Source organism: Arthrobacter sp. 05N33_2 (assembly GCF_056397425.1).
Window position 1 is genome coordinate 1 of sequence record NZ_JBFTNJ010000042.1, and the last position, 20,841, is coordinate 20,841.

At 67.5% G+C, this 20,841-nt stretch carries 19 protein-coding genes; 6 read left to right on the forward strand and 13 right to left on the reverse strand.

Annotated elements, in window-relative coordinates:
- On the reverse strand, positions 1 to 1,275 hold a 1,275-nt coding region (gene hisS, locus AC1DHX_RS14860; protein ID WP_476900175.1), incomplete at its 3' end, for a histidine--tRNA ligase.
- Positions 1,276 to 1,554: 279 nt separating this feature from the next.
- Here hisS and AC1DHX_RS14865 point away from each other — a divergent pair.
- The 3 genes from AC1DHX_RS14865 to AC1DHX_RS14875 all read left to right on the forward strand — a co-directional run bounded on the left by AC1DHX_RS14865 (position 1,555) and on the right by AC1DHX_RS14875 (position 4,956).
- Positions 1,555 to 2,361: a peptidylprolyl isomerase gene (locus AC1DHX_RS14865; protein ID WP_476849313.1), complete on the forward strand. Its 807-nt coding sequence runs from the start codon at positions 1,555 to 1,557 to the stop codon at positions 2,359 to 2,361.
- 61 nt (positions 2,362 to 2,422) lie between these two features.
- Entirely contained in the window at positions 2,423 to 4,147 is a 1,725-nt protein-coding gene (locus AC1DHX_RS14870) for a DUF349 domain-containing protein (RefSeq protein WP_476900176.1), read from the forward strand.
- 116 nt (positions 4,148 to 4,263) lie between these two features.
- Positions 4,264 to 4,956: a hypothetical protein gene (locus tag AC1DHX_RS14875; protein WP_476858411.1), complete on the forward strand. Its 693-nt coding sequence runs from the start codon at positions 4,264 to 4,266 to the stop codon at positions 4,954 to 4,956.
- 27 nt (positions 4,957 to 4,983) lie between these two features.
- On the opposite strand, the gene AC1DHX_RS14880 is transcribed toward AC1DHX_RS14875, so the two are convergent.
- The 9 genes from AC1DHX_RS14880 to pdxT form a co-directional block, all read right to left on the reverse strand.
- A complete protein-coding gene (locus AC1DHX_RS14880) occupies positions 4,984 to 7,302 on the reverse strand; it encodes a RelA/SpoT family protein (protein ID WP_476900183.1) in 2,319 nt (772 codons plus the stop codon).
- Between the two features lie 215 nt (positions 7,303 to 7,517).
- The gene (gene secF / locus AC1DHX_RS14885; protein ID WP_476900177.1) at positions 7,518 to 8,537 is read right to left on the reverse strand and encodes a protein translocase subunit SecF; all 1,020 of its coding nucleotides are present in this window, start codon (positions 8,535 to 8,537) and stop codon (positions 7,518 to 7,520) included.
- Positions 8,538 to 10,313, reverse strand: a complete 1,776-nt coding sequence (gene secD, locus AC1DHX_RS14890; protein WP_476858410.1) for a protein translocase subunit SecD — start codon at positions 10,311 to 10,313, stop codon at positions 8,538 to 8,540.
- A 104-nt stretch (positions 10,314 to 10,417) separates the two neighbouring features.
- On the reverse strand, positions 10,418 to 10,840 hold the full coding sequence (gene yajC, locus AC1DHX_RS14895; RefSeq protein WP_476849317.1) for a preprotein translocase subunit YajC: 423 nt from the start codon (positions 10,838 to 10,840) through the stop codon (positions 10,418 to 10,420).
- 214 nt (positions 10,841 to 11,054) lie between these two features.
- A complete protein-coding gene (ruvB, locus tag AC1DHX_RS14900; RefSeq protein ID WP_476849318.1) occupies positions 11,055 to 12,179 on the reverse strand; it encodes a Holliday junction branch migration DNA helicase RuvB in 1,125 nt (374 codons plus the stop codon).
- On the reverse strand, positions 12,172 to 12,816 hold the full coding sequence (ruvA, locus tag AC1DHX_RS14905) for a Holliday junction branch migration protein RuvA (protein WP_018773177.1): 645 nt from the start codon (positions 12,814 to 12,816) through the stop codon (positions 12,172 to 12,174). Before ruvA ends, ruvB begins: the two co-directional genes overlap by 8 nt.
- A 125-nt stretch (positions 12,817 to 12,941) precedes the next feature.
- Positions 12,942 to 13,520 (reverse strand): crossover junction endodeoxyribonuclease RuvC, encoded by a 579-nt coding sequence (ruvC, locus tag AC1DHX_RS14910; RefSeq protein ID WP_079554348.1) that lies wholly within the window; start codon positions 13,518 to 13,520, stop codon positions 12,942 to 12,944.
- Between the two features lie 49 nt (positions 13,521 to 13,569).
- Positions 13,570 to 14,325, reverse strand: coding sequence for a YebC/PmpR family DNA-binding transcriptional regulator (locus tag AC1DHX_RS14915; RefSeq protein ID WP_243177349.1), 756 nt, complete (start codon positions 14,323 to 14,325; stop codon positions 13,570 to 13,572).
- Positions 14,326 to 14,328: 3 nt separating this feature from the next.
- Entirely contained in the window at positions 14,329 to 15,030 is a 702-nt protein-coding gene (pdxT, locus tag AC1DHX_RS14920; RefSeq protein WP_476900178.1) for a pyridoxal 5'-phosphate synthase glutaminase subunit PdxT, read from the reverse strand.
- 103 nt (positions 15,031 to 15,133) lie between these two features.
- Here pdxT and AC1DHX_RS14925 point away from each other — a divergent pair, with 103 nt between their 5' ends.
- The 3 genes from AC1DHX_RS14925 to AC1DHX_RS14935 are packed head-to-tail and all read left to right on the forward strand — an operon-like array spanning position 15,134 to position 17,720.
- On the forward strand, positions 15,134 to 16,423 hold the full coding sequence (locus AC1DHX_RS14925; protein WP_476900179.1) for a MurT ligase domain-containing protein: 1,290 nt from the start codon (positions 15,134 to 15,136) through the stop codon (positions 16,421 to 16,423).
- On the forward strand, positions 16,420 to 17,226 hold the full coding sequence (locus AC1DHX_RS14930; protein ID WP_476858407.1) for a type 1 glutamine amidotransferase: 807 nt from the start codon (positions 16,420 to 16,422) through the stop codon (positions 17,224 to 17,226). Before AC1DHX_RS14925 ends, AC1DHX_RS14930 begins: the two co-directional genes overlap by 4 nt.
- 5 nt (positions 17,227 to 17,231) lie before the next feature.
- Entirely contained in the window at positions 17,232 to 17,720 is a 489-nt protein-coding gene (locus AC1DHX_RS14935) for a GNAT family N-acetyltransferase (RefSeq protein WP_476858406.1), read from the forward strand.
- Positions 17,721 to 17,754: 34 nt separating this feature from the next.
- On the opposite strand, the gene AC1DHX_RS14940 is transcribed toward AC1DHX_RS14935, so the two are convergent.
- From AC1DHX_RS14940 to AC1DHX_RS14950, 3 genes are read right to left on the reverse strand one after another with little or no spacing between them, the layout of a single operon-like run.
- The gene (locus AC1DHX_RS14940; RefSeq protein ID WP_476858405.1) at positions 17,755 to 18,591 is read right to left on the reverse strand and encodes an alpha/beta fold hydrolase; all 837 of its coding nucleotides are present in this window, start codon (positions 18,589 to 18,591) and stop codon (positions 17,755 to 17,757) included.
- A 9-nt stretch (positions 18,592 to 18,600) separates the two neighbouring features.
- The gene (locus tag AC1DHX_RS14945) at positions 18,601 to 19,476 is read right to left on the reverse strand and encodes an alpha/beta fold hydrolase (RefSeq protein ID WP_476858404.1); all 876 of its coding nucleotides are present in this window, start codon (positions 19,474 to 19,476) and stop codon (positions 18,601 to 18,603) included.
- An 11-nt stretch (positions 19,477 to 19,487) separates the two neighbouring features.
- Positions 19,488 to 20,780, reverse strand: a complete 1,293-nt coding sequence (locus AC1DHX_RS14950; RefSeq protein ID WP_476858403.1) for a CapA family protein — start codon at positions 20,778 to 20,780, stop codon at positions 19,488 to 19,490.
- Between the last annotated feature and the right edge of the window lie 61 nt (positions 20,781 to 20,841).

Here is a 20,841-nt window from a genome sequence, read left to right on the forward strand (position 1 = left end):
GTCGTACTGCTCGCCCGTGCGGATGTCTTTGACCTGGTGCTTGCCGTCGTCGTCAGTGAACCAGACAAARGGAATGCCGCGACGGTCGGCGAACTTGATCTGCTTGCCGAACTTCTCGGCCTTCGCGGCGACCTCCGTGGCGATGCCCCGGCTGCGCAGCTGCGCGGCGACATCCTGTGCGGCGGCCCAGCTGTCGTCGTTGTTGAGCGTCACCAGCACGGCGGTCGGCACGGAGCGGGTGGCTTTGGCCAGGTCCTGGCTCAGGATCCGCGACACCAGCCGGGTCACGCCGATCGAGAGGCCGACGCCGGGGAACTTGCGGTTGCCCTTGCTCGCCAGGGCGTCGTAGCGGCCGCCGGAGCAGATCGAGCCCAGCTGCTCGTGCCCCACCAGGACGGTTTCCACCACGGTGCCGGTGTAGTAATCGAGGCCGCGGGCGATGCTGAGATCGGCGACGACCCGTCCCGGCGCGTGCTGGACGGCGGCCGCAATGACCTGCTCCAGCTCGTTCAGGCCTTCCTCCAACAGCTCGTTGGTGACGCCGAGCGCCCGGACCTGCTCCACAAAGGACGTGTCCGTGGTGCGGATGCCCGCGAGCTTCAGGGCAGCCTGCGCCTGATCGTCAGTGGCGCCGAGTTCCTCCTTGAGCAACTCGGCCACCTTCGCCGGGCCGACCTTCTCGAGTTTGTCGATGCTGCGCAGGACGCCCGCGGTGTCCGTGAGGCCGATCCCGGTGTAGAAGCCCTCGGCCAGCTTGCGGTTGTTGATCCGCAGCAGGAAGTCGGGGATGGGCAGCGCGTTGAGCGCCTCGGCAATCACCAGCGCGATTTCAACGTCGTACCGGAACGGCAGTTCGCCGTCGCCGACGACGTCGATGTCCGCCTGGGTGAACTCGCGGGCCCGTCCCTCCTGGGGACGTTCGCCGCGCCAGACCTTCTGGATCTGGTAACGGCGGAACGGGAACGCCAGGTAGCCGGCGTTTTCCACGACATACCGGGCGAAGGGCACGGTGAGGTCGAAGTGCAGGGCAAGGGCATGCGGGTCAACCTTGGCCGCGGAGTCCTCATCGTCCTGGAGCCGGCTCAGGCCATAGACCTCTTTATCGATTTCCCCCTTGCGCAGCAACTGGCCCACCGTCTCCACGGCGCGGGTCTCGATCGAGGAGAAACCATGAAGCTCGAAGGTCCGGCGCAGCGTGTCCAGCACATGGAGTTCCACCAGCCGCTCCTCGGGAAGCCACTCGGGGAATCCTGACAGGGAGGCTGTGCGTGCCATGGTGAAATTTTCTCCTCTGGTTACCACTGCGGTATCGCGTTGCTACTGCAGTATCTTCGGGCGCGGGCGTCAGGCGGCATTCTCTCTGTCGAAACGTAACGAAGATAAGCGGCAGACCGGCCAGTCGTGCATAAACTGTGTGCGGCAGTCAGTTTATGCGTTCGGCGCCCGCTTCTTCCAACGGAGCCGGACCCTGCGGGACTGCCGGCAGCTTGCTGCTGCTACCGCGACGGCGCCTACGGCCCCGTCATGGTGGCGGCCATACAACCAGGAGGACCTTTGGCGGCCAGTTCACGCAGCGCACGCGAGGCGAAGCGGCGCGTCCAGCAGATGGAGGCCAGGCGCGGCCTGCGCCGGGACCAGGACAAGCGCCGCAAGCGCGACAACGTCTTCGCCATCAGCGCCGGCACGGCCGCAATTGGCCTGGCCTTGGTGCTTCAGCTGACCGCCTTCGCCTCAAACCCAACCGAAGAGGAATTCGCGGCCGCGCAGGAGGGACTGAACAGCCCGTCGGCGTCCGCCTCACCCACAGCGGCCCCGACGAACGGTGCGAACATCCCCAAGCCGGAGACTGCCGCGGGCAAGACGTTCACGGGCGAGCTCAAGCTGAACCGCGGCACGCTCGGCGTCGAACTCGACGGCACGAAGGCCCCCCAGGCCGCGGCGGTCTTCAAATCCCTTGCCGACCAAAAGTTCTACGACGGCGTCAGCTGCCACCGGCTGACCACGGCGGAGAACTTCGGCGTACTCCAGTGCGGTTCCAAGGCAGGTGACGGCAGCAGCGATCCGAGCTACACCTGGGGCCCGCTGGAAAACACCCCGACGGACAACAAGTACCCCGCCGGAACCATCGCAGTGGCCCGGACCGGCGGGAACGCCAACGGTAACGGCACCCAATTCTTCATTGTGTACAAGGACACCGTCATTCCAGCGGATGCCGCCGGGGGCTATACGGTGGTGGGCAAGGTGACCTCTGGACTCGACGTGGTGGGCGGTATTGCCGCTGCCGGACTGAAGCCCGGCGACAACGCCACCGACGGCGCACCTGCGGAACCAGTCACGATAGACTCGTTCTCACTGAAGTAACCAGCCGCGGCCCCCAAGGCCCTGGTCCCGGTATTTCCCTCCAAGCGAAAGACTTCTAGCGGTGACAGACAGTCAGAAATCCGACGAAACATTGGCAACAGCAGCTGCCAACGAAACCGAAACCGAGGCGACCCCCGCCGAGAGTGCAGGCGCTGCCGTAGACGCCGACGGCGAGACTGCGGCACCCGAGGCCCCAACCGCGACCAGCGAGGAACCCGCCGAGGCACCCGCCGAGGCACCCGAGGCCACTGTGCCCGCCGTTCCGGCAGAACCTGCCGAGCCGGCGGAGACGGCCGTTCCGGCAGAACCTGCCGAGCCGGCGGAGACGGCCGTTCCGGCAGAACCTGCCGAGCCGGCGGAGACGGCCGAGCCTGTTGACCAAGCTGCAGCCACCGCCGCCCCGGTTCCGACGCCGGGTCCCGCGCCGGCCGCGCGTCCCGCGCCGAGCCCGGCAGCGTTTGCCGGCCGGCCGAAGGCCAAGCCGTCCGCGGCCGCACCGGCTCCGGCCCCGGCGGCCGTGTCCTCCGCAGCTTCACTGGCCGAAGCGGCCCGCTGGGGCCGTGTTGAAGGCGACGGCCACGTCTTCCTGACCGTTGACGGCACGGAATACCCCGTAGGCCAGTACCCGGGTGTCAGCGAGGACGAGGCCCTGGGCTACTTCGCCCGGAAGTTCGAGGACGTCGTGGCCCAGATCGTCCTGCTGGAACAGCGGGTGAGCTCCAAGGCGCCCACCGCGGACATGCAGAAGACCGTCACGCACCTGCGCGAGCAGCTCGCCGAGCGGAACATGGTGGGCGACATCCGCTCCGCCGAGGCCCGGCTGGACGCTCTGGTGACACAGATCGGCGAGCTGGAAAAGGCTGAGAAGGCCGAGCACGACGCTGTCCGCGCCGCTGAGCTTGCCGCCCGCGAGGCCATCGTGGCCGAGGCCGAGGAAATTGCCGGCCACGATCCCGCGCAGATCCAGTGGAAGACCTCCAGCGCGCGGATGAACGAACTCTTCGAGAGCTGGAAGACCGCCCAGAAGAGCGGCGTCCGCCTCGGCCGCAGCAACGAGGACGCACTGTGGAAGCGATTCCGCGCCGCCCGCACGGTGTTTGACCGGCACCGCCGCGCGTACTTCTCCCAGCTGGACAGCAACAATTCGGCGGCCAAGGCCGCAAAGGAGAAGCTGATCACCGAGGCCGAGGCCCTTTCCTCCTCGACCGACTGGGGTTTTGCCGCCGGCGAGTACCGCCGCCTGATGGATGAGTGGAAAGCCTCACCCCGCGCCAGCCGCAAGGACGACGACGCGCTGTGGGCCCGCTTCCGCGCCGCCCAGGACGTCTTCTTCACCAACCGCCAGGCAGCCAACGACGAGATCGACCAGGAGTACGGTGCGAACCTGGTGGTAAAGGAAGCGCTCCTGGTGGAAGCCAACGAGCTCCTGCCGATCAAGGATCTCGCGGCAGCCAAGAAGTCGCTGCAGTCCATCCGGGACCGCTGGGAAGAGGCCGGCAAGGTGCCGCGCGCCGACATGGGCCGCATCGAAGCCGGTCTGAGGAAGGTGGAGGACRCTGTCCGCCACGCCGAGGACGAAAACTGGAAGCGTTCCAACCCGGAGACAAAGGCGCGCACCAACAGCGCCCTCACCCAGCTCGAGGCCGCTATTGCCGGCCTCAAGGAAGATCTGGCCAAGGCGGAGAAGGCCGGCGACGAGCGCAAGATCAAGGCCGCCCGGGAAGCCCTCGAGGCACGCCAGGCCTGGCTGGAGCAGCTCGAACGCTCAGCGAGCGAACTCTCCTAGGCACACGGCACCCCAGTACGAAGTACACCAGCAGGTCAGTCCAGGCCCCGTTTCGGTTATCCACATGACCGGTACGGGGCCTGTTCTATGTCCGGGGAACCGGGAACGATGGCGGAATGGTAATCATGCCCCGCGCTCCCACCGCTCCGCCGGATCCGGGCCGGCACGCCCTGGTGCCGGGAGCTCCGGTGCCGGGGACTCCAAGTCCAGGTCCGGGGCCGGAACACTGCGAGCTCTACTCCCCCGGCGCGCTGTTCTCCTGGCCGGAGCTGCAGGCCATGGCCGCCGACGGCGTGCTGACGCAGCTGTATCAGCGCGGCTACCTGCCGCCCGGATCCCATGCCAGTCCCCAGCTTCGCGCGCGGGCCGCGGCCCTGGTGGTGGCGCCGGCGATCCGGCAGCGGGTCGTGGCTGGCCGGATGACCGCGGCATGGATCTATGGGTGTGCCACGGAACCGGACCGCCTGGCGCTGCTGGTTGACGCCAACCGGCGGATTTCCAGTCTGCGGTCCGTGCGCGGCTGCACCTTCCACGAAGTTCGGCTGGGGCCGTTCGACGTCGTGAGCATGGGAGGCCTGATGGTGTCCAGCCCGCTGCGCACGGCGGTGGACGTGGCGATGCACGTGGACGCGGAGCGGGCCGTGCCGGCCCTCAGGGCGCTGTTGGCTCGTCCCGAGCTGGGCGTCCGCCTGCGGCTGCTCAGGCTCGCCGTGGAGGCGAGTCCGCGCGTTCCGCATAAGCGGGCGGCCCTGGCGAAGCTCGCCGCCCTCGCGGCAGAGCCGGCGGCGCCAGAAGATCCCGTCCAGTAAGCCTGGACCGAGGCCTGAACTGCCGGGTCAGCTGCGGCGGCGGTTTCCGGTGGTGCGGTACACGTCGAAGACGCCGTCGATCCTGCGGACCGCGCTGAGCACGTGGCTAAGGTACTTCGGGTCGCCCATCTCGAAGGCAAACTTGGAGATTGCCACCCGGTCCGTGGACGTGTGCACGCTCGCCGCCAGGATGTTGAMGTGGTTTTCCGAGAGCACCCGGGTGACGTCGGAGAGCAACGATTTGCGGTCCAGCGCCTCGACCTGGATCTCCACCAGGAACACGCTGGACTGTGTGGGGGCCCAGTCCACCTCCACGATCCTGTCCGGCTGGTCCATCAGGCCGCTCACGTTGGTGCAGTCGGTCCGGTGCACGGAGACCCCGGAGCCACGGGTGACGAAGCCCAGGATCGGATCCGGCGGGACCGGCGTGCAGCACCGGGCGAGCTTGACCCAGACGTCGTCCACGCCGCGGACAACGACGCCGGAATCGGAGAACCGGGCCTTGCTGACCTGGGTGGGGATGGAGACCTCGGTGAGGGCATCGTCCGGGTGCTCATTCCCGCCCAGGCTCTCCACCAGGCGTTCCATCACGGACTGGGCGGAGGTATGGCCGTCGCCCACGCCGGCGTAGAGCCCGGAGATGTCAGCGTATTTGAAGTCCTCTGCGATCGCAGCGAGGGCGTCGTGGGTCATGAGCCGCTGCAGTGGAAGGTTTTGCTTCCGCATCGCTTTGGTCAGGAGGTCCTTGCCGCGGTCAATCGCTTCCTCGCGGCGTTCCTTGCTGAACCATTGCCTGATCTTGTTCCGGGCCCGGGCACTCTTGACGAAGTGCTGCCAGTCCTGGCTGGGGCCGGCGCCTTCGGCCTTCGAGGTGAAGATCTCGACCCAGTCGCCGTGGTTCAGTTCGCTGTTGAGCGGAACGAGCTTGCCGTTGACGCGTGCGCCGATAGTCCGGTGGCCCACCTCGGTGTGCACGGCGTACGCGAAGTCGACGGGCGTGGACCCGGCGGGGAGTGCCATGACCTCGCCCTTGGGGGTGAAGACGAACACTTCCCGGGCGTTGATTTCAAAGCGCAGGGAGTCAAGGAATTCGCCGGGGTCCGACGTTTCCTGCTGCCAGTCCACGAGGGAACGCAGCCAGCCCATGTCGCCGTCGCGCGGGCTGCCGGGGCCGGCCGCCGTCCGGTTCGGCTGGTCCTTGTACTTCCAGTGCGCGGCSACGCCGTACTCGGCCCGCCGGTGCATCTCGTGGGTGCGGATCTGGATTTCCACCGGCTTGCCGCCGGGACCGATCACCGTGGTGTGCAGCGACTGGTACATGTTGAACTTGGGCATCGCGATGTAGTCCTTGAACCGCCCGGGCAGGGGGTTCCAGCGCGAGTGCATCGCGCCCAGGGCCGCGTAACAGTCCCGGACAGAATCGACCAGGACGCGCACGCCCATGAGGTCGTTGATGTCGTCGAAGTCTTTGTCGCGGACGATCATCTTCTGATAGATCGAGTAGTAGTGCTTTGGCCGCCCGGTGATCGTGGCCTTGATCTTCGCGGCCCTGAGGTCCTCGGTGATTTGGTTGCGGATGACAGCCAGGTTCTTTTCGCGTTCCGGGGTCCGGTCCCCCACCATGCGCACGATTTCCTCGTACACCTTGGGATAGAGGGCAGCGAAGGACAGATCCTCCAGCTCCCACTTGATGGTATTCATGCCAAGCCGGTGGGCCAGCGGCGCGAAGATTTCCAGCGTTTCCCGGGCCTTGCGGGCCGAGGACTCAGCCGAGACAAAACGCCACGTGCGGGCATTGTGGAGCCGGTCGGCRAGTTTGATCATCAGGACSCGGATGTCCTTGGCCATCGCGACGACCATCTTGCGCACGGTCTCGGACTGGGCYGCYTCACCGAAGCTGACCTTGTCCAGYTTCGTSACGCCGTCCACSAGCATGGCCACTTCCGGACCGAACTCGGTCTTGAGGTCGGCGAGGGTGTAAGACGTGTCTTCGACGGTGTCGTGCAGCAGGGCCGCGGCCAGCGTGGTGCCGCTGAGGCCGAGTTCGGCGAGGATGGTGGCCACCGCGACGGGGTGGGTGATGTACGGGTCGCCGCTCTTGCGCTTCTGGCCCCGGTGGCAGCGCTCGGCGACCACGAAGGCACGCTGGATGAGATCGAAATCCTCTTTGGGGTTGTTGGCGCGCACAGTGCGCAGCAACGGCTCCAAAATCGGCGAGTAGGCCGGAGTGCCACGGCCCGTCAGCCGGGCAAGTCGGGACCTCGTGCGCTCGCGCCGGCCGGGAAAAGTGGGCCGGGCACCGGAGTTGTCCACCGGCACGGGAACATCGGGGCGTCCGGGAACCACCAGGCCAGTCTGTGAACCCTGGCCTTGGCCCTTGTCCGCAGGTGCCTCCGGCACCGGCGTCGAACGTTCTTCCAATGGAGCACCTCTCGCGACCGGTTAATTATTCAAGTGTATTCCCGCAGCAGGATACTTCGATAACCGGCGGGGATACGGCGACGGGCCGGAGGCCGTCGAAAACGACGGTCTCCGGCCCGTTTGTGGCCGCTGGGGACGGTTCAGGCCGTGGCGGGCGACGCCGGCGACTCGGCCTTGGCTGCCGCGTCAGCACGCCTCTGTTCCACCCGTTTGGCCTGCTTGACCAGGTCGGGTTCTCCCTGCCGCAGCGCGGCGTAAAGCGGAGCCGCGATGAAGATCGTGGCGGCAGTGCCCACCAGGATGCCCACGAACAGCGCCAGGGACAGGTCCCGCAGCGTTCCGGCACCGAGCAGCCCGGCCCCGATGAAGAGGATCGCACCGACCGGCAGGATGGCCACCACCATGGTGTTGATGGACCGGACCAGGGTCTGGTTGATGGCGAGGTTGACCTCTTCGGCGAAGGTCCGCCGGGTGGAGGCCTGCATGTCCGAGGTGTTCTCCCGGATCTTGTCGAACACCACCACGGTGTCGTACAGCGAGTAGCTGAGCACCGTGAGGAAGCCGATGATGGCCGACGGCGTTACTTCGAAGTCGCTGAGGCCGTAAACACCGGCGGTCACGAACATCGTGACGGCCATGCCGACAAGTGCCGAGAGCGACATCTTCCAGGTCCGGAAGTASAGCGCCATCAGSACSGCGGCSAGKCCSACRAAGATYGCCAGGCCCAWCAGSGCCTGCTTCGTGACGTCCGCACCCCAGGTGGGGCCGACGAAGGTCGAGGTGACTTCGTTATCGGTCACACCGTAGGCCTTGGTGAGGCCTTCCTTAATCTGCAGCGTCTCGTCGTCGGAGAGCTTGTCCGTCTGGATGCGCATGGTGGTACCCGCGACGTTAGCCACGCGCGGCACGGATCCCGACACGACGTCCTTGACGGCCTTCTCGCCGAGGGAGGCCTCGGTGGTCTTGACGTTGGAGACCGTGAACTCGGAGCCGCCGCGGAACTCGATGCCGAGGTTGAACCCACCCTTGGCGACCGGGATCAGGATGGAGAGGGCGACGGCGATCCCGGCAATCAGGAACCACAGCTTCCTGTAGCCGACGAAGTCGTACGAGCGCTTGCCCGTGTACAGCTCATTGCCGAATGTTGAGAAGTTGACCATTTACTTGCCCTCCTTGGACGCGCTCTTGGAGGTACCGGCGAGCTGTGCCTGTTGTGCCTGCTCCTGCTTTTCGGCGAGGCGGCGTTCTGCAATGGTCATCCGGCGTTCTGCCTCGGCGGCGGCGCCGGTGTTCTTCGCGCGCACCACTGCCACGGGCTTGTCCTCCGGGGTCCGGACCCGGCCGGCACCGCGGTACAGCGGGACGGCGCCGAGGCGCTTCGGGTCCAGGCCCGAGAACCGGTGGCCTTCGCCGAAGAACTTGGTCCGGGCCAGCAGCTGCAGGGTGGGGTGGGTGAACATGAAGACGACGATGAGGTCGGCGATCGCGGTGAGGCCGAGGGTGAACGCGAAGCCGCGGACGTTGCCCACTGCCACGAAGAACAGCACGACGGCGGCGAGAAGGTTCACGGCCTTGGACGCGAGGATGGTGCGCTTGGCCCGCTTCCAGCCGTTTTCGACGGCCGAGACCAGGCCGCGGCCTTCGCGGAGCTCATCGCGGATGCGTTCGAAGTAGACGATGAACGAGTCGGCTGTCTGGCCGATGGCCACGATCAGGCCCGCGACGCCGGCGAGCGAAAGCCGGTAGTTTTCGGTCCAGCCGAGGATGGCGATGGCCAAGAACGTCAGCACCCCGGCGATCACGAGGGATGCCACGGTCACGAGGCCAAGGGCCCGGTACTGGAACAGCGAGTAGACAAACACCAACAGGAGGCCGATCACGCCGGCGAGCATACCCATGCGGAGCTGCTCACCGCCGAGGGTTGCCGAGATCTGCTGTTCGCTCTGGATTTCGAAGCTGATCGGCAGGGCACCGAAACGGAGCTGGTCGGAGAGGGCCTTGGCCGACTCCTCGGTGAATCCGCCGGTGATCTGCGGCCGGCCGTCGGTGATGACGGCGAGGGAGCGCGGGGCGGAGATGACCTGGTCGTCCAGGACGATTGCGAACTGGGATTTCGGATCCGAGCCGGTCTGGCCGCCGCCGGCGGCGTAGAACTGGTACAGGCGCTCGGTGATTTCCTTGAACTTGGTGGTGCCCGCGTCATCGAACTGGATGTTGACGGCCCATTCATTGGTCACGGCACCCTGGGCGCCGCGCTGCAGCTGGAACGAGGAGGACTTGATGTTCGAGCCCTTCACCTCCACCGGACCGAGGATGTACTTGATGGCCGGCGACTTGGCCGAGGCCGGCTCGCAGGTCACCAGCGGCTTGGTCGGGTCGGAGCGCTGCTGCTTGTCCTGGGAGGGGTTGTCGCAGTCGAGGGCCTCGAACTGCTTGTAGACCTCGGGGGTAATCCAGTTCTCATCGCTGCTGTTGGCGGGCGCGGCTGTCGGCTTCGGCAGCTGGGCATCCGGGGTCCTGGAGGCGGCGGGGACCGCTGCGCCGGGGCCGGTCTGGATGACCGGGCGGAAGTTCATGTCGGCGGAAGCCTGGATCAGCGCACGGGTTTCCTTGGCAGGGGTTCCCGGGAGGCTGACGACGACGTTGCGGCCGGACTGCGTGCTGATTTCCGCTTCCGCGACGCCCGAGCCGTCCACGCGCTGGCGAATGATCGCCACGGCCTGGTTGAGCTGGTCTTCGGTGATACCCGAACCGCCCTCAACCTTGGGCGCCAGGATCATCTGGGTGCCACCTTCAAGGTCCAGTGCGAGCTTTGGAGCCCAGCCCGCCTGGCCGGCCATCGTGCCGCCCGCCAGGACAGCCGTCATGGCGGCGATGATTACGCCAAGCCAGACCAGCATCCTGATGGCTGAGTTTTTGGGGCCAGTTCGTGCCATTGTCGATCTTTCTATTATTTACGGCGGATCCGCCGGCGCGGGCTCTGGGCCCCGCCGACGGATGCCCGCAACCGTTGCTTCGCGGGATAGCTCAGGTAGGCAGACTAGCTGTCTTTTTTGCCTTCGTCGTTGAGGCGGCGCAGGGTTTCCTCGGGCGTTTCGGTGCGCGGCGCGTCGTGGACGGGGGCGCTGGCGTCGGTCCCCTCAGCACCCAGCTTCTCGGTGGTCAGCGAGGACGCGTCGTCGGGAACGACCGTGGGCTCCTCGGCGGCGACAACCGGCTCCACAATTTTGGTGACGGCCTGGCGGTGCACCGTGGCCGTGTTGCCCGGGGAAAGCTCAAGCGTGACCTTGTTCTCCGCTTCGTCAATGTCGACGATCCGGCCGAACAGCCCGAAACTCGTCATGACCTCGACGCCCGGGCCGAACTTCGACTGGAGCTGCGCCTGCTGCTGCTGCGTTTTCTTGTTGCGGCGGAACATCATGAAGACGAACACGCCAAGCATCACGAACAGGAGAATTGTCATTAGATCCAAGGGGAAAGTTCCGTTCTGTACTTGCATAGCTGTTTTTCAGCAACGTCCGTTTGCTCCTGACGGCGCGGGCAGGGGTCTGCGCAGCAAACTGGCCGCGAGACCGTCCCCCAGACCGCCGGCGGCTACCTGCTCTCCGCCCACGGAAACAAAACCCGGACGTGCCGAGCGTCATACCAGTCTAAAGGGAAAAGCTGAAAGAACGGTGCTAGCGGCTGTTTCGGATCCACTGAGGATCGGTTTCTTCGCCGAGATCCCCACCGGACCCGCCGATCGGGCTCTCGCCCGGCTCGTCGGCCTGGAACAGTTCCAGCGGGTCCTGGCCGAAGGCGCCGGCCGGAATGGCGAAGCCCAGGTGCGTCCATGCCGGCGCCAGGGCTATCCGGCCGCGCGGCGTCCGGCCCAGGAGTCCTTCGCGCACCAGATAGGGCTCGGCGACCGTTTCCACGGTCTCCGTTTCCTCGCCGACGGCGATCGCGAGCGTGGACAGGCCTACCGGGCCGCCGCCGAACTTGGTGATGAGGGCCTCGAGAACGGCACGGTCCAGCCGGTCCAGGCCCCGCTTGTCCACCTCATACATGTCCAGGGCCGCGGAGGCCGCCCGCGCGTCGATTTGCTCGATGCCGTGCACAAGCGCCCAGTCCCGGACCCGGCGCAGGAGCCGGTTGGCGATGCGCGGCGTGCCCCGGGACCGGCCGGCAATCTCGCTGAATCCGGCGGAGTTGACCTTCAGGTCCAGCAGGCCGGCGGAGCGGCGCAGGACCAGTTCCAGCTCCTCGACGGAGTAAAACTCGAGGTGGCCGGTGAAACCGAACCGGTCCCGCAGCGGGCCGGGAAGGAGGCCGGCCCGCGTGGTGGCGCCGACGAGCGTGAAGGGCGGCAGCTCCAGCGGAATGGCCGTGGCGCCGGCGCCCTTGCCGACGACGATATCGACGCGGAAATCTTCCATCGCCATGTACAGCATTTCCTCGGCCGGCCGGGACATGCGGTGGATTTCATCCAGGAACAGGACCTCGCCCTCAGAGAGTGAGGACAGGATGGCCGCAAGGTCGCCCGCGTGTTGGATGGCCGGGCCGCTGCTGATCCGCAGCGGAACGTTCATTTCGGCGGCGATGATCATGGACAGTGTGGTCTTGCCCAGGCCGGGAGGGCCCGAGAGTAGCACGTGGTCCGCGCTGCGCCCACGCATGCGCGAGGCCTCCAACACGAGGGAGAGCTGCTTGCGGACCCGGTGCTGGCCCACGAAGTCGTGCAGGTTCTTGGGCCGCAGGGCGGCTTCGATGACCCGCTCCTCCGGTTCCTCTCCCCCGGCGACGATCGACGGCTCAGCCACGCGCGCCCACCCGGTTCCCGGCGCGGGCGCCGTCCTGGCCCAGCCAGCGCAGCGTCGCGCGGAGAATCTCCGCCACATTGCCGTTCGCCGCGAGGTCCGGGGAATCGGCAAGGGACTTGTCGATGCTGGCCGTGGCATCCTTTTCGGACCAGCCCAGGCTGGTCATCGCGGCCACCACCTGCGGCTTCCAGACGGATTCGGCGGACACGGCCGCGACAGGCGCGCCGGCGGTGCCGTGCGGCACAAGCTTGCCGGCTAGTTCGAGCACGATCCGGCCGGCCACCTTCGGTCCGATGCCGGGGACCTTCGTGAAGGCCTTGCCGTCGCCGGAGTGGGCGGCCACCCGGATGGCTTCGGGCTCGTGGACGGCCAGCACCGCCAGTGCGAGGCGGGGACCGACTCCGCTGACGCTGAGGAGCACATCAAACACCTCGCGTTCGTCATCGCTGGCGAAGCCGAACAGGGTCAGCGAGTCTTCCCGCACGATCAGGGACGTGAATAGCTTTCCCTCCTCACCCACCCGGAGGCCGCTGAGGGTCTGCGGTGTGGCGTTGACGCTCATGCCGGCGCCGTTGAGGTCGATCACGGCGGAGGACAGGCCAACATGCGCAACGGTTCCACGAAGAAAACTGATCAAGGCCGGGCTCCTGGTCTAACTGGCGTCTACAACTGGGTGATGAAAGAACGTACAGCCGGGCACGCCGGCTATCCGAACATATCTACGAATACCCTACCAAGCCCCGCGGCGTCACAGCCGGACATTCAGCGCGCACGGCGCGCTTTTGCCTCCGCGTCCGCCCACGCCCGCTGCGCCGGAGTCAGGGACTGGCTGCCCGGCCCAGTCGTGGCTACGGCGGCCCCGCTGCCGGCCCGCCAAGCGTGGGTGATGGCCAACGCAAGGGCGTCGGCGGCGTCGGCAGGGCGCGGAGGCGCGTCCAGCCGGAGGATCTTGGTCACCAGCTTGGTGACCGCATCCTTGTTCGAGGTCCCGCTTCCCGTCACGGCTGCCTTGACCTCGGACGGGGTGTGCAGAGCCACCGGGATGCCACGGCGCGCGGCGGCCGCAATGACCACACCGGAGGCCTGCGCCACCCCCATGACCGTGCTGACGTTGAGCTGGGAAAAGACCCGCTCCACGGCGAGGACCTGGGGTTCGTAGCGGTCCAGCCACTCGTCGATGGACGTGGCGATGACCAGCAGCCGCTGGTCCAGGCTCTCCTCGGGTGAGGTGCCCACAACGCCGAATGCCACCAAAGTGGCCCGCCGGTTCCGCTCGACGTCGACAACGCCGATCCCGCAACGGGTGAGGCCCGGGTCGACCCCCAACACGCGCAGCGTCACGGTTGGGCCGTCAAGACCGGGCCCCAAAAGTCACGTTTGGGTGAGCGGGTCACTCGGCTTCCAGTGCGGCCTGCACTTCGTCGCTGAGGTCGGCGTTGCTGTACACGTTCTGGACGTCGTCGAGCTCTTCCAGGGCGTCCACCAGCTTCATGAACTTCTTCGCGGCATCAAGGTCCAGCGGCACCTGCATGGACGGCACAAACTCGGCCTCGTCGGTGTCGTACTCAATGCCGGCTTCCGTGAGGGCATCGCGGATGGCCTGGAGGTCGGTCGGCTCGGAGTGGATCTCGAAGCTGTCGCCGTTGTCCTTGACTTCCTCGGCCCCGGCATCCAGCACGGCCATCAGGACGTCGTCCTCGGTCAGGCCGTTCTTCGGCAGCGAGACGACGCCCTTGCGGGAGAAGAGGTAGCTGACGGAGCCGGGATCGGCGATCGTGCCGCCGTTGCGGGAGATGGCGAGCCGGACCTCGGAGGCGGCACGGTTCTTGTTGTCCGTGAGGCACTCGATCAGCAGCGCGGAACCCTGCGGGCCGCGGCACTCGTACATGATTTCGGTGTAATCGACGACCTCGCCGGTGAGCCCGGCGCCGCGCTTGATGGCGCGGTCGATATTGTCAGCGGGCACCGACGTCTTTTTCGCCTTGGTGACGGCCAGTTCCAGGCTGGGGTTGCCGGAGAGGTCGGGGCCGCCCATGCGCGCGGCGACTTCGATGTTCTTGATCAGCTTGGCGAACGACTTGGCCCGGCGGCTGTCAAGGATGGCCTTCTTATGCTTGGTCGTCGCCCATTTGGAGTGGCCTGACATGCTTTACGCTTCTCCTCTGATCATTCGAATAAACAGTTCATGCACGCGCTTCTCCCCCGTCACTTCCGGGTGGAAGGAGGTGGMCAGCAGCTTGCCGGAACGCACTGCAACAATTCTAGCCGTCCCGTCCAGGAATTCGGGGTGGCCGGCTTTGGACGGTTCCACCTGGGCAAGGACTTCGACGCCGTCGCCGACGCGCTCCACCCAGGGCCCGCGGATAAAGACGGCGTGGACCGGGGCGACTGCCCCGCCCGCGGCGCTGAACCCTAACCCCATGAAGTCCAGGTCCGTCTCGAAGGACTCGCGCTGCCGGCCGAAGGCGTTGCGGCGCACGGTGATGTCGAGTCCGCCGAACGTCTGCTGCGGGTTTCCGGCCAGGTCCTTCGCCGGGTCCGCGATCTCGTCCGCCAGCAGGATCATCCCGGCGCACGAGCCGTAAACGGGCAGGCCGGCCTGGATGCGTTCGCGCAGCGGATCCCGGAGCCCGAAGATCCGGGAGAGCTTGTCGATCGTGGTCGATTCGCCGCCGGGGATGATGAGCCCGTCCAGGCCGTCGAGTTCGGCGGGACGCCGGATCCCGACGCCGGCGGCGCCGGCGGCTTCCACGGCATGCAGATGCTCCCGGAAATCGCCCTGCAGCGCCAGGACGCCGATCCGGAGCCCCGTTCCCACGCGGGATTCAGGGGAAAAAGAGGGGGTGGTCATCCCCACAGCATAATGCTCTGCGCCTGCACGGCACGCATGGAAGAAGCATGCAGCGGCCCCGGGCGTCCGGGTTCCATGCCGCTGCTGGGATATATTACAGAGCATGCTTTACTTCAGCGTTCCGCTCGGCAAGTTCGTCCGCCGGGTCTCCCGGCTCAGGGGCGGAGGCTCGGCCCTCCCCGGGCTTGTGGTCGAAAAAATCGACCCCGATTTCATGCGGCGGACGCTGTCCACGCTGCCGCTGGGGGTCGCCGTCGTCAGTGGCACGAACGGGAAGACCACCACCACCAAGATGGTTGTGGAACTGCTCGAGAGCCAGGGACTGAGAGTCTTCACCAACCGCACCGGCAGCAACTTCACCCRCGGCGTGGCCGCGGCCCTCCTGGGCGAGGTCGACTGGCGGGGCCGGCTCGATGCCGACGTCGCGGTCCTGGAACTGGATGAGGCGCATGCCGTCCACTTCGTCAACAAGGTCCCGCCGCAGTACAGCCTCCTGCTCAATGTCCTCCGCGACCAGCTGGACCGGTTCGGCGAGATCGACAAGACCGCCGAAYTGCTCCAGCACATCGCGTCCAAGACCACCGGGACCGTGGTCCTGAACCGGGAAGACCCGCGCGTCGCCCGGATCGCCCAGACCCTGGACGGGCCGGAGGTGCTCTACTTCGGGCTCGACGATTCGCTGCTGAGCACCTTCCCCAACGACGACGACATGCGCGCCGCCCCGGGCAGCCCGGTGCCGGCCGCCCCCGCCCGGCCCGCCGCCGACGTCGTGTTGCGCCGCGTGGGCGCCGACGACGCCGATTTCGAGTACGACGGCGCGACGGTCACCACGGGGATGAAACTGCGCGGCGTCTACAACATCTTCAATGCCGCCGCCGCGCTGACCCTGGCCCGCGGCGTCTCCGGCGCCCGCGGCACCGGGACCGACCAGGCCGGCCTGCTCACGGCGCTGTCCAAGGTGGCGCCGGCGTTCGGCCGCGGCGAAAGCCTCGTGGTCGATGGCCTGCCGCTGGAACTGGTCCTGGTCAAGAACCCCAGCGGTTTCCGGCTCGGCCTCAAATCGTTCCCCGCCGCCGGGTACGCCACGATGATCGCGATCAACGACAACTACGCCGACGGCCGGGACATGTCCTGGCTGTGGGACGTCGAATTCGACACGCTCCGCGACGGCGGCGTGGACCAGCTCACGGGCTCCCGCGCGTATGACATGGCGCTGCGGCTGCAGTACGACAACGTCGCGATCGGCGCCGTCGACACGGACATTGCGCCGGCACTGGCAGCGTTCATCCGCGGCGGCGAGGGCAAGCCGAAGAGGATCTTCTGCACCTACACGGCCATGCTGGCCATCCGCCGCGAGCTGTCCAAAATCACCACAGTGGAGGTGGTCTCATGACCCCCGCGTCCCCCGAATCCCCCGAAACCCCGCACGAGCTGTCCTTCGGGCACGAACTTCCGCCCGAAGATTCCGCGGCCCCCAGCAAGGGAACCATCCGGGTCCTGCAGCTCTACCCGCGGGACATGAACATTTACGGCGACTGGGGCAACGCCCTGGTCCTCGCGCAGCGCCTGCGCTGGCACGGCTACACGCCGGAACTGCTCGAGTACAACGTTGGTGACCCGTTCCCGGCAGATGTGGACCTGATTGTCGGTGGCGGCGGACAGGACAGCGGACAGCTCGTCATCCAGGACGACCTCCTCTCGCGCGAGTCCACCCTGAAGCAGATGGCCGACGAGGGCACCCCGATGCTCGTGATCTGCGGGCTGTACCAGCTCTTCGGGAAATTCTTCAAGACCCGGCTCGGGTCGGTCCTTCCGGGCATCGGCATCCTGGACGTGGAAACCCACGGCACCGACGAGCGCCTGATCGGCAACGTCACGGTCTCCTCCCCCGAATTCGGCAACATCCTCGGCTACGAAAACCACAGCGGCCAGACCACACTGGGACCGGGCGTCGAACCGCTCGGGACGACGGCCAAAGGTACCGGCAACAACAGCACGGACGGCCAGGAGGGAGCCCGCTACCGCAACATCGTGGCGAGCTACCTGCACGGCTCGCTGCTGCCCAAGAACCCGGCTCTCGCGGATTTCCTGATCCGGACCGCCGTCGAACGCAAATACGGCAGCTTCACCCCGGGCACGCCGGATGACTCCTACGCGGTGCTGGCGCGGGAACACGCCGCCCGCCGGCCCCGCTGACCCAGGTGGCAGGCGCCGAGGGCGGCACGGTCCGGATTGGGCGCGACACCCCGGAACGCGAGGACGTCCTGCGGCTCCTGGGCGAACACCTCGCCGACATGTACGCGACCTCCCCGCCGGAAAGCGTCCACGCCCTTGATCCTGCCGCCCTGGCCGGACCCGGCATCAGCTTCTGGACCGCCCGGCAGGACTCCCGGCTCCTGGGCTGCGCGGCACTGAAACACCTGGCTCCCGGCGACGCCGAGATCAAGTCAATGCGCACCGCGAATGCAGCCCGCGGGCGCGGCGTTGCGTCGGCGCTGCTCCGCCACCTCCTGGCCGAGGCCCGGCACAGCGGCTACGAACGCTTGTTCCTGGAGACGGGGAGCCAGGAGTGCTTCGCCCCCGCGCGGCGGCTGTACGAGCGGCACGGCTTCACGGACTGCCCGCCGTTTGCCGGCTACGAAGCCGACCCCAACAGCGTCTTCATGTCCCTGCTCCTGGACGCCGGGTAGCTGCCCGGCAGCCTTCCATGGGCCCCGCCTGCCGTCATCGGCTCCGGACGAAAGCCAGGACATCGCGCGGCACCCGCCGGCTCGATCCTGCCCGGATATGGCCCCATCGCTCGTAGACGATCAGGGTGCAGTCTGGAATCAATTGCGCGGTCTCCTCCGCAACCGTCCTCGGGAAGAACGCGTCCCGGCCGCCGCAGAGCAGCAGGACGGGCGGACGAATGAGCGGCAGTACCGCCCGCGCATCAAACGCGAACTCGGCCCGCGCCTCCGTCAGGACGTCCGCGGCGGGGCATCCGGAGGGGTCCAGCACGCGCCGGCCGACGACAGGTCCCAGCAGTTCCCGCAGCCAGCGGGTCCGCGGCCCCGGTAAGAGGTACTCGGCCAGGACCGTCCCGGCGCGGCCTGGGTCTCCGGCAGCGACGGCGGCGGCCATCCGCTCGTCCACGTCCTTGCCCCACGCGCTCAGTTCGGCCGCCGTGACCACCATCGCGATGTGCCCGAAGGACTCGGGATGGCGGGCGGCCAGGTACTGCCCGATCATCCCGCCGAATGACTCGGCCACCACCAGGCCGACCCGGCCGCCGAACTCCTCGGCGATCAGCTGGGCGTAGTCGTCCGCCATGTCGGCGCTGGTGTGCGACGCCGGCATGTTCCGCCGGCGGGTGACAATCCAGATGGCGTACCCGGCCTCCTGATAGGCGGCAAACTCCCGCCGGAACAGTCCGCGCAGCACCCCCTGGGGCACGAAGCTCCCCGGTCCGCCCTGGACGAACAAGAGCGTCTTCGGGCCCCGGCCCCACGTCAGGTATTCCATCCCGTTGCTGAACGTCCCGCTCCGGGATTCCCGATCCCGCCGGTTTACCCGGGCCATGGCGCCGGCCTACGGTGATATCTGAGTCGTCGGCTGCGGCGTCGGCTGCGGCTGCCGTAGCAGCTCCGCGAACTCCGCCGGCCGGGATGCCGGCCACCAGTGGCCGCTGTCCACCCGGATCACCGTGAGGTCATCCACCCAGGAATCCAGTCCGTCCACGAGGTCCGGCGACAGGAAGGAATCCTTCAGCGGCACCACCACCCGGACGGGCAGCGTCACGCGGCCGCCGGCCGGCCAGTTCACCGCCGAGAAGAAATTTGCGCGGTAAAGAGCCAGGCCGCGGATGGGATCATCGCCGACGTCGCGCTTGGCCATCTGCCCGTAGCGTTTGGTGAGGAAGAGGCGCCAGGCGGCCTCCGGCAGCTTCGGCACAAGGAACGCGGCGATGTACCAGCTGCGGGCCAATTGTCCGGCCAGCTGCAGCCACGCCCGGGGACGTGCATACCGGCTCCGCACCCAGCGGGCGAAGTGCCGCAGGTCCGGGCCCGAGATGGACGTGTACCGGCCGATCAGGCCCGCGGCCCTGGGGTCCTGGACGGCGGCCCAGCCCTGGATCGAGCCCCAGTCATGGCCCACAAGATGGACATCCGTGGCGCCGACGGCGGCCAGCACGGCGAACATGTCATCCACGAGCTTCTTCAGGGTGAAGTCCCCGGGGAGGCCGACGACGGCGGACGCGCCCGCGTTCCGGGTGTCGTAGGCGACCACGTGGTGGCTTCGGGCCAGATCACGGATGGCCGGCAGGAAGACCTGATGATCGTCCGGATAGCCGTGTACCAGCAGCAGCGTCGGCACTTCCGGTCCCGGCTCCCTGCCATACTCGAACACTGCAAGCTCAGCCCCGCTGGACGCGACGGTGCTCCGCCGTTCGTTGATCATCTCCATGCTGCCCAAGCTTAGGACCCCGGGGTGAGAATAAGCTCATGGGCGCCCGCCGCCGCGGCGCCCATCGACTCCAGCACGGCCGCGGTGCGCCGGCGCGTGGCTGCGTCCGCCGCCGTTCCGGCGCAACGGCCCTGCGGCGCGTCGGCCGCCACCGAACACCAGCGGTAGGGTCCGCGGACCATCACTGACGGCGCCCAGGCCAGGTCCGAGGCGGCCCAGAACCCGGACGCGTCCTGGCTGAACCGCACCCGGACCAACAGGCCCTCGTTGTTGACCACGAACGACGGCGAGAGCTCGGTGATGCCGTTGCCGAGCCCGTACACAATCCAGGTTCCCTTGTACTTTTCGATCGGCAGCACCGAATGGCTGTGGTGGCCGTAGATCAGGCTGAACAGGCCGCTGTCCACGAGCGCATGGGCGACGTCCCGCTGCTGGGTGTTGGGCTCGGTTGAGTACTCCTCCCCGGCGTGCATGACCCCCAGCACAATGTCCGCGCCCAAAGCCCTGGCCTTGCGTGCTTTGGAAATCATGACGCCGGGATCGAGCAGGTCGACCTGCCAGGGCTGCTCGGCGCGCAGCCCGTTGAGGCCATATGCGGCATCAATGACGGCGATTTTGGCCGCGGCGGTCTGCAGGATCAGGATGCCCTGCGACTCTGCCTCGGTCCGGTACGAGCCCGTGTGCCGGAGTCCGGCGGCGTCGAGGGCGTCCAGGGTGCGGACGAGTCCCGCGGTGCCGCGGTCAACGGTGTGATTGCTGGCGGTCGTGCAGGCCTGATAGCCCACGCCCCGCACGGCGGTGATGATCTGCGGCGGAACGTTGAAGGAGGGATACCCGGAGAATGGTCCGTCCGGGCCGGCCACCGGGGTCTCCAAGTGGCAGATCGCCACGTCGCTCTGCTCGATGTAGCGCCGCTGGCCCTCCAGCAGCGGCCCGAAGTCCAGCCCCGTCGCTCCGGCGGCGCGGGCGTCCTCGCGGGCCTGCTGCCAGAGCTGGGGGTGGACCAGCATGTCCCCGGTGACGAGGACGGAGGCGCACCGGGCGGCCGCACAGCCTGGCCCCTTCCCGGGCGTCGGCGTCGGCGTCGGCGTCGGGGTCGGAGTCGGGGGCGGGGTCGGAGTCGGAGTCGGGGTGCCCGACGGCTGCTGGGTAACGTCGGACGTTCCCCCGGTACCGCCGGCCGTGGGACCCGGGGGCTTATCCGGCCCGGCGAGGAGTCCGCAGGATGCCAGCATCAACCCGAGAACAACGGCCGTTGCTGCGGTCAGGATCCGGCCCCGCGGCCTCGCGGTCGTGTTCTCCATGCCGCTCATCCTATGGTGGGCGGCATCACAACACACGGAGCCGATCGTTGAGAAGCGGCCG

What these genes read in the sequence shown, in the direction of transcription:
- AC1DHX_RS14950 (WP_476858403.1), bottom strand. Translation starts at nt 20,780, where the DNA reads ATGGAGAACACGACCGCGAGGCCGCGGGGCCGGATCCTGACCGCAGCA.
- secD (WP_476858410.1), bottom strand. Translation starts at nt 10,313, where the DNA reads ATGGCACGAACTGGCCCCAAAAACTCAGCCATCAGGATGCTGGTCTGG.
- AC1DHX_RS14945 (WP_476858404.1), bottom strand. Translation starts at nt 19,476, where the DNA reads ATGGAGATGATCAACGAACGGCGGAGCACCGTCGCGTCCAGCGGGGCT.
- AC1DHX_RS14915 (WP_243177349.1), bottom strand. Translation starts at nt 14,325, where the DNA reads ATGTCAGGCCACTCCAAATGGGCGACGACCAAGCATAAGAAGGCCATC.
- AC1DHX_RS14875 (WP_476858411.1), top strand. Translation starts at nt 4,264, where the DNA reads ATGGTAATCATGCCCCGCGCTCCCACCGCTCCGCCGGATCCGGGCCGG.
- yajC (WP_476849317.1), bottom strand. Translation starts at nt 10,840, where the DNA reads ATGACAATTCTCCTGTTCGTGATGCTTGGCGTGTTCGTCTTCATGATG.
- AC1DHX_RS14930 (WP_476858407.1), top strand. Translation starts at nt 16,420, where the DNA reads ATGACCCCCGCGTCCCCCGAATCCCCCGAAACCCCGCACGAGCTGTCC.
- AC1DHX_RS14940 (WP_476858405.1), bottom strand. Translation starts at nt 18,591, where the DNA reads ATGGCCCGGGTAAACCGGCGGGATCGGGAATCCCGGAGCGGGACGTTC.